Source organism: Legionella donaldsonii (assembly GCF_900452385.1).
In the GTDB taxonomy this organism is placed as follows: domain Bacteria; phylum Pseudomonadota; class Gammaproteobacteria; order Legionellales; family Legionellaceae; genus Tatlockia; species Tatlockia donaldsonii.
In genome coordinates this window covers 2,759,847-2,777,473 of record NZ_UGOA01000001.1, presented here as the reverse complement: position 1 = coordinate 2,777,473, position 17,627 = coordinate 2,759,847, and the positions used below count along the sequence as shown (strand labels likewise).

Below are 17,627 nucleotides of genomic sequence, written 5' to 3'. Positions count from 1 at the left end.
TGTCACATCAAAGTTGAGAGTGGAGTTGTTTCAGCGCTTGAGCACGGTGGCTAATCGTATTTTTAATAGTAGCAGGCAATTGTGCTACTGTGCATTGGTGGCTAGGTAGGTAAAAAACAGGATCATAGCCGAAGCCCTGTTCGCCCGCAGGTGCACTGGCAATCCTGCCAAGTAATTTTCCAGTGGCAATAATGGGAGTGGGGTCATTAGCGTGTTGCACCAAGGCAATCGTGCAATAAAAATAAGCATCTCGCTCTGTTGTTGCTCCAAGTTTGGTTAATAGTAAAGCAATATTGTCCGCATCACTTGCATGAATACCAGCATAACGTGCTGAATAAATTCCCGGCTCGCCGTTTAGGATGGGCACCACCAAACCGGAATCATCTGCCAGAGCGGGTTTATTGCTCAAACGACTGGCATGCCTGGCTTTTAAAATGGCATTTTCGACAAAGCTTAATCCTGTTTCTTCGGGGCTTTTTATTCCTAAAGTGGATTGAGAAATGCAATGCCAGGGAGCGAGAATAGCCTCTAATTCGGCAATTTTACCTTTATTGTCAGTGGCCAGAATAATTTCTTTCATGGTAACCAAGCGTATTCAAAACGGAGCATTAAATGCTACCGATAGAAAGGGGGTTATGCTAGAATTCTTTTCATTTATTTTTAGTTCCCTTATATTGAGGAGAAATCATATGGTATGGACCCAGACCCGTACTGCATTCCAATCCGAGCTTCAAGCACAAAAAAAAGCCGCGACTTGGCAGTCCCAGCAGCTTAGTATTGCAGAAAGACGCAAAAAAGCCCAAATTGCTGTTCATGGCCAAAGTTTCATCCAGAGTGTTGAGGAATTAAGGGCTATTGTTGGCGCAAATTATGGTGGATTGTTTGAACCTGGTTTCTGGGATGACCTGGTCGTGAAAGCGACAGCGGCTTTAAAAACGCCTAACGAGCAGACGCTGGGTCTGTTTGCTGCCAAAGTCACTTATTTAACAGAAACGCTTGAGCAGTACCCAATATCAAATGCAATTAGAGGCGCCTTTAATACTATGGGTGGTGCTTTTATGACCCTATTTGGTGCTCTCATTGCAGTAACGAGTTTATGTATGGCGGCTAGTGCTGGATGCTTTGCTGGCTTTATTCTAGCTGCAGGTTTCCTGATAATAGGCCAGATCACTACCGCAGTAGGAGTGACCGAAATGAACCAAAACGCCAGGTTTTCCATTGGTAGTCAACTAAGGGAGATCAACGCTTTTGCTGGAATTGTCGTTCCAGAACTCGCTCAGAAATCGAAATCCGCTCAGGAATCGACGCTTGCTGTCGTGTTTGCTCAACAGCCACTGTATATGCCACCTACCTATGGAGCATTTTATCAGCCACCTGTGTATTCTCCTACACCTCTGTATCCTACAGCGCCTTACGAGCCAAGTTCTCAGTTTTCTCCTTCCTACGTCTCTGAGTGAAACAAGGAAAATGAGTTTATCGACTGGATTGCCTGAATGGCAATCCAGTTGGTAATTGCGATCTCTTGTTTTTATGTCAACTACATTTCTTGGCCTCGATCCAAGCTGTTTGCTCTCTGATAGAAATTTGTTTAACTTTGTCCAAGATCGCATTGATGGGCTTGTAAACACCGAAGCTGCTCCTTGGCTTTCAACGCCTTCCGCAACAATTTTCAGATCCGGTTCACGGCCAATCTGCTACGGGTAATTTTTAACGGCTGTGGTATTGAGGATTGTCTGCAACAACCATAAAGGGCTGTTGACCTGATCGTTGCTGTAATTTATTAAAAACAATGATAATTTATTGGGGAAATTGGTTTATTAAGGAGGAAATAATGTTGGGATTTTTTAAGGACTTACAGTCATCTATCACGCTGAAGAACTTCTGTATTATTTATAATGGCCTTACAGGTTTAGCGGTTTTATATTCATTGTGGAATGACCCCGAAGCCGATCTTTCTGAATATGCTATAGATATTTCTATCCACGCAGTGACTGCCGTAACGTTAATGTGTAAACAAGTTCCTGAGACTGTCAAAACAGTCGTTGTAGCATTAAATACTTATAGAGGATTCGATGCTTTATTTAAGACAATCACTGCGCTTCCCTCTACAATTCCAGGCGCTGCAAATGCTGCAGATGTTCTGAACCATTGGTTTAACCTAAAAGAACTTGGAGAGCCAGAGCAAAACAGGCGAGAAAATCAACACAGTATGTAAGTGCTAAGTCAGATCAGGCCCTCCATACCAGCGAGCCTGATCTGTAGTCAGTTCAAAAAAATTATGAAGACCAAATTGTTTGGTATCAATTCATTCACTAACGCTAATCTGTGAACTATCTTCTCGCAACTATTCCCGAACGGGAATAATTTGATAGTTCTTGCGATTTAAAGAATAGAGATTACCGCTCGGGAATATCTCTGAATTATTTCCACGCGAGAATTGTTGTTGGTTTATGAGTGGAGGGCAACGTATTTTCTGCTGGCCAACCTATAATCATTGGAGCTATCGCTGTCATCCCTTCTGGAATTCCTAATTCGGCTTTCCATTCAGGCAAATTTAAGGCCGAAACGGCAAAGCCAATGACGCATGACGCAAGGCCAAATGCGAGCGCTGAAAGCATTAAATTTTCGGCAGCTAACCAGCAGTCTGCTGCAATAAAGGGTCCTTCAAAAGTCCCGTATATAACGATTAATGTACTTGCATTATAAAATAGGCTGAACTCTTTTTGTGTTGCCACATCAAGAATATGTTTTGTTTGTTGTGACTTGCTATTCTTCGCTTCAGTAGCCAATAAAGCTTTTGCGCTCTCTGACAAACGATCCAATAGTTCCTTATTCTGAATCACTGCAAATGCTCTTGGTTCTTCATGAAGCGCGGTAGGGGCATGTACAGCCGCATCCAGCAATTTGTGAATAATGCTGGAGTCAACTTTTTTGGGGAGATAATTACGGACAGCGTGTCGTTTATAGATGGCATCCATTATATCGATTGAAATTTTATCGTGAATTGATTCTGAGCTTGCCATAATTACTCCTGGATAATTATTTTTTCCTGTTAAGGGCAGTTTTTTCCTAATAGCTAGAATGATATGTTTTTTTTACTTTTATATTTAATAAAAATAATACGGTTTGCCATCGGATTGTCAATCGTTCTTATTTTATTTTAACAATAGCGGGAATTGATTGAGCGTAAGAAAGTGAATAGTTCAAGGCTCCTCTTGATTCGGCATGGATCCGATACAATAGTTGACCTGGTTCTACGCAGGTTCCTATTTTTGCAAAAAACTCAATTCCGGCCGCTGGATCAAAAGGCGCTCCGGCTAATTTTGCTACTTTGGCGAGGTTTCTATTATCAATTTCTGATACCACTCCGGCATGTACGGCAACAATATCCTGTGTGAGGGAGGCTGTTGGGGGTTCTTTAAATCCTCCCTGGGCGTTACAAATCGCTAAAAATTTTTTTAACGCAGATCCGTTTTCTAAGAGCTGTTTTGCTAATTCTTCCCCTTGACTATAAGGTATTCCTTTTCCGAATGCCAAGATAGTTGCAGCCAGGGAAATTGCTTTGTTTTTCAAATCAGTTGGCGCCTCTGCTTTATTTTCTAAAATAGCCAGAATATCTTTGGCCTCCAGTGCAGGACCAATTCCTAGGCCAAGAGGCTGGTTTCCATCTGTCTTTACTGCAAAAATATGAAGCCCCATTGCTTTACCTACAATGGAAAAATAGTCTTTAAGTTGTAAAAATGAGGCTTCCGAACGGATTTTGGCTGTGGGGCCAACAGGTATATCAATAAGAACGTGTGTGGCTCCAATAGCTGCTTTTTTTGAAAGCACCGAAGCAATCATCTGTCCTTCTGGATCAAGATCTAGCATGCGTTCAACTTTGATAATAATATCGTCCGCAGGACTTAAACCCAGGGAACCGCCCCATACCATACACCCGCCTTCCAGAGCCACTACCTCTTTTATTTTCTTTGCTGTTAAATTCACAGAGGTCATGGTTTCAACCGTATCGGCGGTACCAGCCGGGGAGGTAATTGCACGTGAAGAGGACTTGGGGATGATGAGTCCTGCTGAGGCTACAATTGCCACCACGATAGGTGTTGTCCTGTTACCAGGAATTCCGCCAACACTATGTTTATCAACAATGATAGGAGAATCCCACTGCAATTGTTCCCCTGTTTTCACCATTGCCTGCGTTAAATCAATGATCTCTTTAATACTTAAATTATTGCGGGCGCAGGATGTGATGAAGCTGGCTAAATGAATATTCGAATATTTCCCGGAAACAACATCATTAACGATAGCCTCAAGTTCAAAGGCAGACAGTTCATTGCCATATATTTTAGAACGGACAAAACTTAATGAGGTAACAGGTGTGAGATGTGATAAGTCGATATCATCGCCTTCCTTGACGCCTAACCGTTGCCAGGCACTTTCTGATAAACTGGCCTCACAGCTTTTTAATATATCGGATTGGACAATATGCACCATTGCTACCAGGGAGGTATTGTTAAAGGAAACCACAACTTGAGTTAAGGCATCAAATCCTTCTGATTTACAAATAAAGCAATCCACATGCAGGAAAACAATAAATTCTTGCAGGGAGTCAATTCCTAACCTCACTAATTTGAGCCTGGTCAAGTGATTAGCCAACAATGGGTTTCCTTAGTTAGATTGATGGACGATTCTTTGACGGATTATAAATTACACAATCCCATTGCTTAAAAATAGCTGTTAATAGCTAAATATAAATGCTAAGGTCATCGCCACTAAATAGTGGTATTTACTATAAACATATCTGAAAATTCAATAAAGCACTCTATGTATACACTATAATTTAATAATTCAAAAACAAAGGGTTGGAAAATGCAGCTTACTTTCCTAGGTGCTACAGGGACCGTGACTGGCTCAAAGTATTTACTTGAGGTAGAGAACAAAAAAATACTTGTTGATTGTGGTTTGTTTCAAGGATTAAAAGATCTTCGGTTAAGAAATTGGAACCCCTTACCTTTTCAACCTTCTTCTTTAGATGCTGTAGTTATTACGCATGCCCATATCGACCACAGTGGTTATTTACCTCTACTGGTAAAAAACGGATTCACAGGGCCTATCTATGCAACAAAAGCGACCAAGGAGTTATGCGCTATTTTGTTGCCTGATAGCGGGTATTTACAAGAAGAGGATGCCAAACGCGCGAATAAATATGGTTACAGTAAACACCACCCTGCATTACCCTTATACACGCAAGAAGATGCACTCGAGTCGTTAAAACAATTTGAAGTAGTCGATTACAATAAATTATATCCTTTGTTAAGCGATTGTGGTTTTAGTTGGCATCGTGCTGGCCATATTCTTGGCTCTTCGTTCATTCAGGTGGAAAATCAAGCTATCAAGGTGTTATTCAGCGGTGATATGGGGCGTCTGCATGACCCTATTATGAAACCTGCAGAAATAATCCGGGACGCTAATTATTTAATTCTTGAGTCGACTTATGGTGATCGTTTGCATGATAAAACTAATCCAGAAGATGACATCGCAGCTATTGTAAACAAAACCATAAAACGGGGAGGCTCAATTCTTATTCCCGCCTTTGCGGTAGGGCGTGCCCAAAATATATTGTATTATTTATACCAGCTTAAAAAGAAAAAACAGATTCCTGATTTGCCGATTTTTCTTGACAGTCCTATGGCAATTGATGCAACCGAGATCTTGCTTAATAACAGGGATGAGCATCAGTTCACACGTGAGGAATGTCTTAATGTTTGTCGTATTGCAACTTATGTGAGAACAGTAGAAGAATCGATCGCTTTGAACCATCACCCCATGCCTAAAATTATTATTTCAGCGAGTGGTATGATGACCGGCGGGCGAGTACTCCATCATTTAAAAGCCATTGCACCTGATCATCGAAATACAATCTTAATGACTGGTTTTCAAGCCGCAGGAACTCGGGGGGAGAAACTACTGCATCATGCACAAACAATCAAAGTCCATGGGCAGATGATCCCAATCAATGCACAAATAGCAGTCCTGAATAATGCATCCGCCCATGCTGACTATAAGGAAATTTTAACGTGGTTAAGGCATTTTAAAAGCCCACCTAAAAAAGTATTTTTAACACATGGAGAACCACAGGCGTCTATCGCGTTAAAACAGCATATTACAGACGAATTAGGCTGGCATTGTGATATCCCTAACTACCTGGACAAAGTAGCATTTACCCAATAGGAATCGAGTGTTTTTGTGCTTAAAAATTGATTAAATGGGGGGCTTCATTGAAGCCCTAACTAAATATTACTGCGCTAATTACTGAGGTTGTGAATTGCGCTATGATGTTTGCATAGGGCGTTGACTTCAGGTTTTGGGTATAAGGAATCTTATGGAAGAGCATTTTTTATATAGGATGTTTAACCCATGCTCCATTGCAGTGATAGGAGCAAGTGATAAGCCATCATCAGTTGGCGCTAAAGTCTTTGACAATTTACAGGCTGATTTTTCAGGGCCAATTTTTCCCGTAAATCCCAAATATAAGACAGTTCGAGGTAATCCCTGTTTTCCTTCCATAAAAGAAATTAATCATCCTATTGATCTTGCGGTCATTGTAACCCCTGCTGCTGTAGTGCCTCAAATAATGATTGAGTGTGGCGAAAAAAATGTACGCCATGCGATTATTCTCTCGGCGGGGTTTGGTGAAGCAAATGGAGCGGGCAAAGAGCTAGAACAAACTGTAATTGATTTAGCAAAACAATTTAAAATTCGTTTTGTTGGCCCTAACTGTTTGGGAGTCAGGCGCCCTTCAATTGGTTTAAATGCAACTTTTGAAAATAGTCCTGTTTTATCTGGAAACTTAGCGTTCATTTCTCAATCTGGGGCTCTGTGCGCAGCCATTTTAGACTGGGCTTTTGAAGAGCAGGTTGGATTTTCTACTGTGGTTTCACTGGGAAATTGTGCAGATATTGGTTTTGGTGAGTTATTAGATTATTTAGCCCTTGATCCGAAGACAGATTGTATTTTGCTCTATATTGAGGGAATTAAGAATGCTCGTAAGTTTATGAGTGGGCTTCGTGCCGCTTCACGGCTAAAGCCAATCATTGCTATCAAAGCGGGTCGACATTCTCAGGGGGCACGTGCTGCAATTTCTCATACAGGCGCAATGATTGGTGCAGATGATGTCTTTGATGCTGCTTTACGCCGAGCAGGGGTAGTGCGAGTAAACAGCATCAAAGAACTATTTTCAGCAGCAGAGGTTTTTTCAAATTCTTGCCGTGCCAAGGGTAATCAATTAACCATTATTACTAACGGTGGCGGTGCTGGGGTAATGGCAGCTGATCGAGCCGCCGATCTGAATATTCCTTTATCCGAATTAACGGATGAGACGATTTCCTATCTTGATACTATCCTTCCTGGCCATTGGTCTCACCGAAATCCGATTGATATTTTAGGGGATGCTACCCCGGAGCGCTATCAGCAGGTTATTAAGGCTTGTCTAAAAGATGAAAATTGTGATGGGTTATTAATAATTCTTATTCCCGTAGCGATGTCAGAGCCGCTTAGAGTAGCAGAACAAGTCAGTGAAATCATTCGCCAAAGCGAGAAACCTATTTTAACGTGCTGGATGGGTAAGACCCAGGTTGAAGAAGCAAATAATTTTTTTGCAAAGCATAAAATTCCTTCTTTTAATACCCCTGAAATGGCTGTAGATGCATTTTCCTATTTGGCGAACTATTATCATAATCAACAATTATTACTACAGGTGCCTGAACCTCTCTCTTACCAGAGCCCACCTGATATCAGTGGTGCACAACTTATCATAGAAAGTGCTGTTGCCGAACATCGAAAAATACTTACAACGACTGAATCAAAGGCAATCTTGCGCGCTTTTGGAATACCGATCACTCAAACCATACTCGCTCATACTGCCACCGAAGCATTAGTTGCTGCAGAATCTCTGGGATTTCCTGTTGTTATGAAAATCTATTCACCAGATATTACCCATAAGCAGGATGTCTCTGGGGTTCAACTTAATATCACTAATGCAGAGGCTGTAAGAACTTTTTTTTATCAGTTAATTGAACGTGCCCAAAAAAGGATGCCCGTCGCCAGAATAATCGGGGTAACTGTAGAACCAATGTATAAAACCTCTAATGATCGTGAATTAATGGTCGGTGTTATAAAAGATCCTGTATTTGGACCAACGATTAATTTTGGAGCAGGAGGCAGTTTGATCGAAATTATGCAAGACCGAGCGATTGCTTTGCCACCTTTAAACAACTATCTAATTAAAAATTTGATTGCTCGTACACGGATTGCAAAACTGCTGGGAGAATTTCGCAATAAACCCGCTGTGAATATTACTGCTATTGAAGCGTTGTTATTACGTGTTTCTGAAATGGTTTGTGAGTTACCGCAAATTGAAGAAATGGACATTAATCCGTTAATTGTTAATGATAAGGAAGTTGTCGCGGTAGATGCGCGTATTGTTATTAATTTTGAAACATCCTTCATCCCCTATAGCCATCTTGCTATTCATCCCTATCCGTCTCATTTAATTTCACATTGGCAATTAGCTGATGGGACAGCGGTTTTAATTAGACCTATCAGGCCTGAGGATGCCAAATTAGAACAAAATTTTATTCGCCATCTTTCTTCAGAAGCGAAATATTTTCGTTTCATAGGGGCGTTGCGAGAGTTAACGCCTGAAATGCTTAAGAGAACAGCACAAATTGATTATGATCGGGAAATGGCTATGGTGGCGGTTATTCAAAATAAAGGGCGAGAGTCTATTATCGGAATTGCTTATTATTATGTTTATCCTGATCTTAACTACTGTGAATTTGCTTTGGTGACAGCAGATAAATGGCAAAATAAAGGCATCGGAAGTCACTTGATGACAAGTTTAATGTCTGTTGCTAGAACCAAGAATTTAAAGAACATGGAAGGTATCATCATGTCAGCCAATCAGCCTATGCTCGCTTTAGCAAACAGTTTAGGTTTTTCAATAAAACCTGCAAAGGAAGATCCCGCCCTTTTATTGGCTAGAAAGGTATTGTTTTGATTGATTACTAAAGCCTATTAGGGCTCTCTCAAGAGAGATTGAAGGCAGCATTTAGAAAGGTTAAATGTCAGGATCGACCGGTTTGCTGCCATCGCCCCATTAATTTATTCTTAATCACTTCGACCAAATACAAATAACCGATTGTGGCCAGTGTTAGAAAGAAAAAGAAAGAGATCGGAAGTGGAACAAATCCTAATGCAGATGCCAAAGGGCTAAATGGTAAGAGGATGCTAACGGTTACGACCATTAACACGGTAAGTGTTAAGGCAAGACTTGGTTTACTTTTAAACGGTGATTTAATCGTACGAATGACAAAAATTACGAGTGTTTGAGTCGCTAACGATTCTACAAACCAACCTGTCTGGAATAACGATTCTGAGGCATTAAAATAACTTAGCATTATCCAAAAAGTAATAAAATCAAAAAGAGAGCTAACAGGTCCAATATAAAGCATAAATCGGCGTATAATGGCGATATCCCAGTGTTTGGGTTTGTTGATAAAGCTAGGGTCAACGTTATCAGTGGGAATAGAGATTTGTGAAATATCATAAAGGAGGTTATTAAGAAGGATTTGCGTGGGTTTCATTGGTAAATAAGGCAGGAATGGGGAGGCGAATGCCATACTTAGCATGTTGCCAAAATTAGAACTTGTTCCCATCATCAAATATTTCATAATATTCCCAAAGGATTTTCTTCCCTCCATAATGCCCTTCAACAGCACTTTTAAATTATGCTCTAATAAGATGATATTGGCTGTTTCCCGAGCAACATCAACGGCGCCAGAAACAGAAATACCTACATCTGCACTATGAAGTGAAGGAGCATCGTTGATGCCGTCTCCCAGGTATCCTACAACATGTCCTTTTGCACGAAGCACTTGAATAATGCGTTGTTTTTGATGGGGAGATACCCGTGCAAAAATTTCAATTTCTTCTGCAGTTTTTGCTAAGGCAAGATCAGACATTTCTTCTATTTGCTCACCAGTCAGCATTTTTTTAGTTAAAAGGCCAACCTCATTGCAAATATGCTGGGTAACCAGCTCATTATCGCCTGTCAATATTTTTATCTTTACACCTGCTTGCCTGAGTTCGGCAATAGTCTCTCTGGCATCTTCCCAAGGAGGATCCAGGAAAGCTAAAAAACCAGCTAAAATCAAGTCCTTTTCATCCCTTACCCCATAGCTTTCTTTCTTTGCAGGTCTATAGCCAATGGCTATAACCCGATATCCTTCCCGGCTTAAAGTTTGAAAAAAATGCAAAGACTGTTTTATTGTTTTCTCACTGAGTGATTTCTCTTCTCCATCGAGCCTGTATTTACTGCAAATTTTAAGGATGCTTTCAGGCGCGCCTTTCGTAATGACTAGGTGCATCCCCTTTTTATCAACGACAATACTTGAACGTCTTCTTTCAAAATCAAAGGGAATTTCATCAATTTTTTCATAACCTTTTTGAGCGGGATGTTCATGATGTAAAATAGCCGCATCTAAAGGGTTGATCCCTGATTTATTAAGTAGCGCATTGTCCAAAGGATTTTTTATTGTTGTACTAAACAAGCTGCTTAGGTAGGCTAGCAATAAGACGTATTCTGATTTGTTTCCAAAAATATCCACATATTTCTCTAGCGTCATTTCTCCCTGTGTTAATGTGCCTGTCTTATCAGAACATAGAATATCAATACTGCCAAAATTCTGGATGGCAGCCAGATTTTTAACAATCACTTGTTGCTTTGCCATATTTAAAGCGCCTGCTGTTAAAGTGACTGTTGTAATCATAGGTAAAAATTCAGGTGTAAGCCCAACTGCTAAAGCAATCGAAAATAACAGTGCTTCAAGTGCCGGGCGATGTAAGTAAATATTGATTAAGAAGACAAAAAGAATAAGGAAAATCACGGTTTTCATGATAAAAAAACCGAAGCGTAAAATGCCTTTTTCGAATTCGGTTTGAGGGGGTGTTGCAGATAATATTTGCGCAATTTGCCCGAACAGTGTTTGTTTTCCTGTCGTTAGTACCAATGCAATAGCATTGCCGCTGACTATAGAAGAACCTGCAAATATTCCATTGGTTGCTTCAACAGGATTTTGAGGCATAGTCGAAATCGCTGTTGACTCCTTTTCTACAGGTAATGATTCTCCCGTAAGAGCTGCTTGTTGTACGTGTAAATCTTTGGAGTCAAGTAATAAACAATCGGCGGGAACGATATCACCGGCGGCTAAACAGATAACGTCACCCGGAACTAATTCATCACAAGGTAAATGACATTCACTGCCATTTCGCAATACCGTAGTTTTTACTGCGACGTGCTGTTGTAATTTTTCTGCTGCTATCAGGGAACGATGAGTTTGAAAAAAGTCGAGGCCAATACTAATACTCACGACGATAAGAATGATAGCGGCGTTAATTGGACTACCCGTGAAAAATGAGATCAATGCAGCAATGATTAATATAATGACTAAGGGATTCGTTGAATGGGAAAGGGCTTCTAAAATATGCGAGCGATGTTGGGTAGCAATTTTATTTGCTCCATACTTTTTAACACGTTTTTTAGCCTCAACGGACGTTAACCCTCGTAAAGAGCTTTGCAAGTCTTGTAACGCTTGAGAAGGTTGGAGTACTAATATTTTTTTTAAGTCCTTTTCCATGATTGGATCCTAAGGAATAGAGCTACTTGATGTTATCTATTAGACTTCTCCTCCGTAGCAAGTTTCCGAAGAGGTCTATTCTTCATCTGCAAATTTGGCTTTTATCGTAATGCTTGATTTAAGTGAATTGGCAATAAAGCAAAGACTGTGTGTTGTCTCAAAAAGTTTCTCCATTGCTTTTTTGTCCGGTGTCTTTTCTTTTTTGAAAGACACGATGGGAGAGAGAACAATATGTGAAACGGTATGATTAATTTCATCAATAGTGCAAGTAGCTCGATCAGAATAGCTATCGACAGTATAGCCTTCTTTGGCACAAAGAGATAAAAAAGTAAGGAGAAAACAACTTGACAGAGAGGCGGTCAGTAACTCTTCCGGGCAATGAAATTGGGGATTACGCATAAAATGGGGCGACGAATTGACTTCGAGTTTTGGTCCGCCATAAAAAAATACGGTATGTTTGCGACTATAGGTTTGATAGTTAAAATCTTCCGCTCCGCGTTCCCATAAAAGTCGAATATTATATTCAGGCATCATTAATTCCTTGCATTAAAATCGTTTAAAAAATTAATCTCAATAGTTGCGTGCCGATAAAGTATATTAAACCTCTTAATTTATCGTATAGTTTGGCAGATCAATTGTAATTTGTTTGCCTGTCGCTAATCTTAACGCATTGAGGATGGCAATAATATCAATTAGTTCTTGTAGCACAGCACCTACGACTGGAGTAATAAAACCTGCTGCTGCGAATACCATTCCTATAATGCTCAGCACCATGCCACCAATAGCGCTTTGTGCGGCAATCCGTCGCGTATTTAAACTTAAATGAATCAGCTCGTCGACTTTGCTTAATGTATTCTCCATGATAATAGCCCCCGCTGCTTCGGAAGTAATAGCACTATGTTGTCCAAAGGCCACGCCAACCGTGGCGGCGGTGAGAGCAGGAGCATCGTTAATGCCGTCCCCCATAAAAACCGTCGGTGCATTCTTTCTTTCTTGTCGCACAATAGCAAGTTTCTGCTCAGGGCTTTGGGATGCATAGATTTCAGTCAGATTCAGCCATTTAGCCAGGTAGTCTACTTCCGATTGGCGATCGCCGGAAACGAGCATTATTTTTTTAAATTGATGGGCTGGGCCTAAATGACTGATGAAGGGTTTGCTATCGAGACGGGGAGCGTCACGAAAATGAAGTGAGGCCGCATACCGATCATCAACCAGTATTATACATTCTAAGCCCGATAAAACGGGTGGAAGGTTATCACTGGAGGCACCAGACTCCAGAAGTTTTTTTCTACTCGTAATAGTGATGGTATGCCCATTGATCTTTCCCGTTAACCCTTGCCCTGGTTTCTCTGAGACATCGGTTGCGTTAAGAAGAATGATGGCTTGCTCATTGGCTGCATTGAGAATAGCGTTTGAGAGGGGGTGTTTGGAGTACTGTTCCAGGCTAGCGGCATATTGTAATAGGTCCTCTTTTTTATAATTACCAGCAATAATAATGTCGGTTAGCGAGGGTTTGCCGTAGGTTAGGGTACCTGTTTTATCAAAAATAGCCGTTTTGCAGAGGGGTAATTGTTCTAAAATAACGGGATCTTTGATGATGATCGCTTGTTTAGCCGCTTTTGAAATAGCACTGACTAACACGATGGGGAGTGCGATTAATAAGGGACAGGGCGTCGCAATAACCAGCACAGAAAGAAACCGTAAAGCATCGCCACTTACGTACCAGGCAATGAATGCAAATAACAGGGCGAAGGGAGCGAAAATAGCACCTACTTGATCGCCTAATCGTCTAATTGCAGGGCGTTTTTGTTCTGCCTCTTCCAATACTTTGACAATTGCCGCATAGCGTGAGTCAGATGGCAATTGGGTGGTTTGTACGGTGAGAGCGCAATCGCCATTAATGGCACCCGATAAAACATAAGTACCTGGTGTTTTGGATATTAAATAAGGTTCTCCAGTTAAATAGGATTCGTCCATAGTACCTTGTCCATTGGTGACTATGCCATCAACAGGGCAGGTTTCGTGAGGAAATATAACGATTTTATCGTCAATGTGGATGGAGGCCAGGGGGATGTCCTCAAGGTGGCTATTGGTTTGTCGATGTGCAATGGAAGGCATGCGTTCAACTAATGCGAGTAGTGCCGATGCTGCTTTGCGTCTGGCATAGGTTTCTAACGTTTGGCCACTGGCAAGCATAAGAATGATAAACGTTGCAGCCAAATATTCATGTAAAATAACACTCGTTACCAAGGCAATTGCGGCGAGGGAATCAGCGCCTAAATTACCTTGGAATAACTTAAATAGAATCTGAATGAATACAGGGATACCACCAAGGAGAATAATGAATAACAAAGGTATTTCTGCCGAAGAGAAGTCCAGGGCACGCATAAAAAAATACAGGCAGATTGCGAATAAGGAAAGAAAGGCAATGCAGGGTTGCCATTTAAAAATGGATTGAGTAGTAGAACGATGCGTTTTAATAATTCACTCCTAATCCCAAATTTTTAAAATATAAGTAATTATAATTACAATTCCCGAGTCCGTTTATAAACTTCTGGAATAAGAAAGAGAGGGAGTGCGCAAAGAACAATGACTCCCCAATTCAGTCGCGATAAGGGAACTGTATGAAAAATAGGTTGTAATACCGGCAAATAAACCACCGCAATCTGGAGTGCTATCATTGATATAATCGCTGTGAGTAACCATTTATTAGAAAACCAGCCAATTTCCGACATGGGTTTTTGAAAGCTGCGAAAATTTAAGGTAAGAATATTTGCCATGACAACAATGGCTGTAAAAGACATCGTGTTAGCTGCTTCATAGGATTCATTCAAATAGAAATGATAGAGGAAAGAAGCCGTTAAACTGAGGTAAGAGCCAAACAACCCTAATAAAAACAGGGCCTTTTTATCAAAAATGGGTTGATTAATCTGGCGAGGCGGCTGTTTCATAATCGTCGTTTCCGCCTGCTCCAAGCTAAGCGAGATTGCGGTAGCACTATCAGTCACAAGATTAATCCACAGAATCTGAATGGGCATAAGAATCAAGGGGCCGCCAATCACTATATTAATCAGGATGGCTAATAATTCACCTGTATTTGAGGCGGCTAAATAAAGAATAAACTTGCGGATATTCGCATACTGCCTTCTTCCCTCTTCGATGGCGGCGATAATTGAAGCAAAGTTATCATCTGACAAAACCATATCAGCGGCACTTCTGGCTACATCTGTTCCTCTTATTCCCATGGCGATACCAATATCCGCTTGCTTGAGGGACGGGGCATCATTGACGCCATCCCCTGTCATGGCGGTGAGATTGCCCAGGGATTGGAGCAATTTAACAATGCGAAATTTATCTTGTGGAACCGTTCGGGCGAATAAGATTTTTTGCTCTAATAATTGACATAAAGCGAGATCAGTTAATTCGCTAATCTCCTTACTGGTTACAATTTTTTCAATATCCAAGCCGAGCTGGGTTGCTATGGCTTGGGCTGTAATAGGAGAGTCGCCTGTAATCATAATGACTCTAATCCCTGCTTGCTTTGCCTGGAGCAGGGCAAGGGGGGCTTCTGAGCGAGGCGGATCAAACAAACCAATGACACCTAAGAATGTGAGATTGGTTTCCGCATCCTGTAGAGTAATTTGGGGTTCTTTGGGTATTATTTTTCTAGCGATAGCCAGTGTTCTTAAGCCTTGTTTCGCAAAAGCAATATAAGCATTTTCAAGGTGCTCTCGATAGTCTTTAGTGAGCTCTTTTTCTTCCTTGCCAATCAAAAAATGGGTAGAACGATCCAAGATAGCCTCTGGAGCACCTTTCACATGAACGATGTGATAGGCTTCCGTTTCTTCAACAGTAGACATGCGTTTTCGAGTTGAATCAAAAGCAAATTCTCTAATAACAGGATTATGAGAAATTTCTAATCCAGCCTTGATGGCGGCAACAATCAAGGCTGCTTCATCAGGAGAGCCGATAGCTTGCCATTGCAGGTCAATTTTTTTAATGGAAGCATGGTTGCATTTTTGGCCTGTTGTTAATAAGGCGATAAGTTCGGGATAGGATTTAGGCTCAATAACAACCCCTTCTTTCTGGAAATTGCCATGTGGTTCATAACCGGTTCCGGTCACTGAAAAGACGCCATCGGCTGTCCAAATTTTTTGAACCGTCATTTCATTGCGGGTCAGTGTTCCTGTTTTATCCGTGCAGATAACCGAGACGGCACCTAATGTTTCTGCGGCTTGAAGGCGGCGTAACAATACTCTTTTATGAGCCATTCTTTTTGCGCCTAATGCCAGGGCGATGGTGACAACAGCGGGAAGACCTTCGGGAATCGCTGAAACCGCTAATGATATGCCTGTCATCAGCATCGTTATAATATTTTTGCCACCAAGTACGCCGGCAATGATTACCAGAGAAGAAATAAGAAGTGCCAGAAGTCCAAATTGTTTTCCCAGTGTTTCCAGTTGATGTTGGAGTTTTGTTTTCGTTTCTTTAATTGTTCCGGTTAGTTGCGCAATACGCCCGAATTCGGTATTCATGCCAATCTCAACAACCAGACCTTCACCATGCCCACTGACAATATGGGTTCCCATAAAGGCTATATTGCGTCTATCAGTCAGTATTGTTTTTTCCGGCAAGGATTCTATTCCCTTGGCAACAGATGCCGATTCGCCAGTTAGCTCAGCTTCATTGACTAATAAATCAACGGCATGAGTAACCCGAATGTCTGCGGGAACAATATTGCCTTCCTGTAAAAGGACGCAATCGCCTGGAAGGAGTTTTTTGACATCAATGAGTTCTTTTTCACCATTGCGGAGAATGTAACACAAAGGGGATAGTAACGATTTGAGTTTTTGTATCGTTGTTTCTGCTTGCCATTCCTGAAAAAAGCCGAGAAGCCCATTAAAAATAACAATAGCAAGAATAGCTAAGGCATCCCAGAGATCACCAAGAAAAAAAGAGAGCGCCATTGCGAAAAGCAAGACACCAATTAAGAGATTAGCGAATTGTCTTGCCAGCATAGAGTACCATGGTACCGTTTCGAAATCCTTTAGTTCGTTTGTGCCATAGTTCCTGGGTTGTTCAGCTAAAATTCTTTTTACTTCCGCTACGCTTAATGCGTGCCATGACTGCATGATGGGATCCTTCCTATTCAAACAACCCTAAGCCATTTTATGAAAATGGCAGCCTTTCTATTTTAGCTGAGCTTATTTAATTCCGTATAGAGACTTAACAAACCCAAGATGAGGCTGAAGCTGGCAATAAAAAAACCCAAAAGCCGTGAAATCAAAAACGAAAATTTATCGGCTCGTTGAATGAGTAGAGATACCATAAAGCCATTTAGCCCATCGGTTGCCATCATCCCCAACATAAAAAACAGGCCAAGGAGGGCTGCAAAATACCAATTACTGGAAGAAGACATTGAAATAGAAAATAAGGCGACTTGGCTAAAGGTATCAAAGGAAAAAGCAAAAAGAGCGCCAGTTAATATAATCCAGAACGCATTATATCGTTTCAGGGTGAGGGCGAAAAAACCGCCGATACTGATTGGCGGGTGTGATTTTGTTTTGTGGACTAAACAATTATGAAGCGTAATTAATCCAAAGACTAATAAGAAAAAGATGGATATATAGCTTCCTAACGGCTCTAGCCATGTTGGGAATTGTGCTCGGATAATGCCGTTGCTGATAATCACACTGAGAATAATGACCACTAACCCGTGTCCCAACGAAAATAAAAACCCCACACGCTTTGACAGTTGATTATTTGCTCTAAGCGTTCTGGTGATGGAGTCAATGGTTGCTATATGGTCCAAATCCAGGCCATGGCGCAAACCTAACCCAAATACAAAGACGATGATTAGCAGCGTGGAATTGGTTATTGTATCAATGGTTTTGATCCTTTTTAGAGACAAGTTATTTTTTAAGATCTAAGCTG

At 41.1% G+C, this 17,627-nt stretch carries 12 protein-coding genes; 4 read left to right on the top strand and 8 right to left on the bottom strand.

Annotated features, from left to right (window positions below; genetic code table 11):
- Positions 1–7 precede the first annotated feature (7 nt).
- A complete protein-coding gene (gene rdgB, locus DYC89_RS12575) occupies positions 8–580 on the bottom strand; it encodes an RdgB/HAM1 family non-canonical purine NTP pyrophosphatase (protein ID WP_115222097.1) in 573 nt (190 codons plus the stop codon).
- 109 nt (positions 581–689) lie between these two features.
- Between rdgB and DYC89_RS12570 the strand changes: the two genes are divergently transcribed.
- Positions 690–1,457 (top strand): hypothetical protein, encoded by a 768-nt coding sequence (locus DYC89_RS12570; RefSeq protein WP_115222096.1) that lies wholly within the window; start codon positions 690–692, stop codon positions 1,455–1,457.
- Positions 1,458–1,831: 374 nt separating this feature from the next.
- Complete coding sequence (locus DYC89_RS12565; RefSeq protein ID WP_115222095.1) at positions 1,832–2,215, top strand: hypothetical protein; 384 nt, start codon at positions 1,832–1,834, stop codon at positions 2,213–2,215.
- A 205-nt stretch (positions 2,216–2,420) separates the two neighbouring features.
- Here DYC89_RS12565 and DYC89_RS12560 read toward each other — a convergent pair whose 3' ends face one another.
- Positions 2,421–3,023 carry a nitroreductase family protein gene (locus tag DYC89_RS12560; RefSeq protein ID WP_115222094.1) on the bottom strand — a complete coding sequence of 201 codons (603 nt, stop codon included), beginning with the start codon at positions 3,021–3,023 and terminating at the stop codon, positions 2,421–2,423.
- Between the two features lie 127 nt (positions 3,024–3,150).
- A complete protein-coding gene (locus tag DYC89_RS12555; RefSeq protein WP_115222757.1) occupies positions 3,151–4,653 on the bottom strand; it encodes a thymidine phosphorylase family protein in 1,503 nt (500 codons plus the stop codon).
- 213 nt (positions 4,654–4,866) lie between these two features.
- On the opposite strand from DYC89_RS12555, the gene DYC89_RS12550 reads away from it, so the two are divergent.
- Both DYC89_RS12550 and DYC89_RS12545 read left to right on the top strand, forming a co-directional pair.
- On the top strand, positions 4,867–6,228 hold the full coding sequence (locus DYC89_RS12550; protein ID WP_115222093.1) for an MBL fold metallo-hydrolase RNA specificity domain-containing protein: 1,362 nt from the start codon (positions 4,867–4,869) through the stop codon (positions 6,226–6,228).
- A 151-nt stretch (positions 6,229–6,379) separates the two neighbouring features.
- On the top strand, positions 6,380–9,055 hold the full coding sequence (locus DYC89_RS12545; protein ID WP_115222092.1) for a bifunctional acetate--CoA ligase family protein/GNAT family N-acetyltransferase: 2,676 nt from the start codon (positions 6,380–6,382) through the stop codon (positions 9,053–9,055).
- A 67-nt stretch (positions 9,056–9,122) separates the two neighbouring features.
- Here DYC89_RS12545 and mgtA read toward each other — a convergent pair whose 3' ends face one another.
- The 5 genes from mgtA to DYC89_RS12520 form a co-directional block, all read right to left on the bottom strand.
- Positions 9,123–11,693: a magnesium-translocating P-type ATPase gene (gene mgtA, locus DYC89_RS12540; protein ID WP_115222091.1), complete on the bottom strand. Its 2,571-nt coding sequence runs from the start codon at positions 11,691–11,693 to the stop codon at positions 9,123–9,125.
- Positions 11,694–11,768: 75 nt separating this feature from the next.
- Positions 11,769–12,224, bottom strand: a complete 456-nt coding sequence (locus tag DYC89_RS12535; protein WP_181879399.1) for an OsmC family protein — start codon at positions 12,222–12,224, stop codon at positions 11,769–11,771.
- A gap of 75 nt (positions 12,225–12,299) precedes the next feature.
- Positions 12,300–14,081, bottom strand: coding sequence for a heavy metal translocating P-type ATPase (locus DYC89_RS12530; protein ID WP_115222089.1), 1,782 nt, complete (start codon positions 14,079–14,081; stop codon positions 12,300–12,302).
- Positions 14,082–14,218: 137 nt separating this feature from the next.
- Positions 14,219–16,825 carry a cation-translocating P-type ATPase gene (locus DYC89_RS12525; protein WP_115222088.1) on the bottom strand — a complete coding sequence of 869 codons (2,607 nt, stop codon included), beginning with the start codon at positions 16,823–16,825 and terminating at the stop codon, positions 14,219–14,221.
- A 62-nt stretch (positions 16,826–16,887) separates the two neighbouring features.
- Entirely contained in the window at positions 16,888–17,604 is a 717-nt protein-coding gene (locus DYC89_RS12520; protein ID WP_245953998.1) for a DNA repair protein, read from the bottom strand.
- Between the last annotated feature and the right edge of the window lie 23 nt (positions 17,605–17,627).

What these genes read in the sequence shown, in the direction of transcription:
- rdgB (WP_115222097.1), bottom strand. Translation starts at nt 580, where the DNA reads ATGAAAGAAATTATTCTGGCCACTGACAATAAAGGTAAAATTGCCGAA.
- DYC89_RS12570 (WP_115222096.1), top strand. Translation starts at nt 690, where the DNA reads ATGGTATGGACCCAGACCCGTACTGCATTCCAATCCGAGCTTCAAGCA.
- DYC89_RS12565 (WP_115222095.1), top strand. Translation starts at nt 1,832, where the DNA reads ATGTTGGGATTTTTTAAGGACTTACAGTCATCTATCACGCTGAAGAAC.
- DYC89_RS12560 (WP_115222094.1), bottom strand. Translation starts at nt 3,023, where the DNA reads ATGGCAAGCTCAGAATCAATTCACGATAAAATTTCAATCGATATAATG.
- DYC89_RS12550 (WP_115222093.1), top strand. Translation starts at nt 4,867, where the DNA reads ATGCAGCTTACTTTCCTAGGTGCTACAGGGACCGTGACTGGCTCAAAG.
- DYC89_RS12545 (WP_115222092.1), top strand. Translation starts at nt 6,380, where the DNA reads ATGGAAGAGCATTTTTTATATAGGATGTTTAACCCATGCTCCATTGCA.
- mgtA (WP_115222091.1), bottom strand. Translation starts at nt 11,693, where the DNA reads ATGGAAAAGGACTTAAAAAAAATATTAGTACTCCAACCTTCTCAAGCG.
- DYC89_RS12535 (WP_181879399.1), bottom strand. Translation starts at nt 12,224, where the DNA reads ATGCCTGAATATAATATTCGACTTTTATGGGAACGCGGAGCGGAAGAT.
- DYC89_RS12530 (WP_115222089.1), bottom strand. Translation starts at nt 14,081, where the DNA reads ATGCGTGCCCTGGACTTCTCTTCGGCAGAAATACCTTTGTTATTCATT.
- DYC89_RS12525 (WP_115222088.1), bottom strand. Translation starts at nt 16,825, where the DNA reads ATGCAGTCATGGCACGCATTAAGCGTAGCGGAAGTAAAAAGAATTTTA.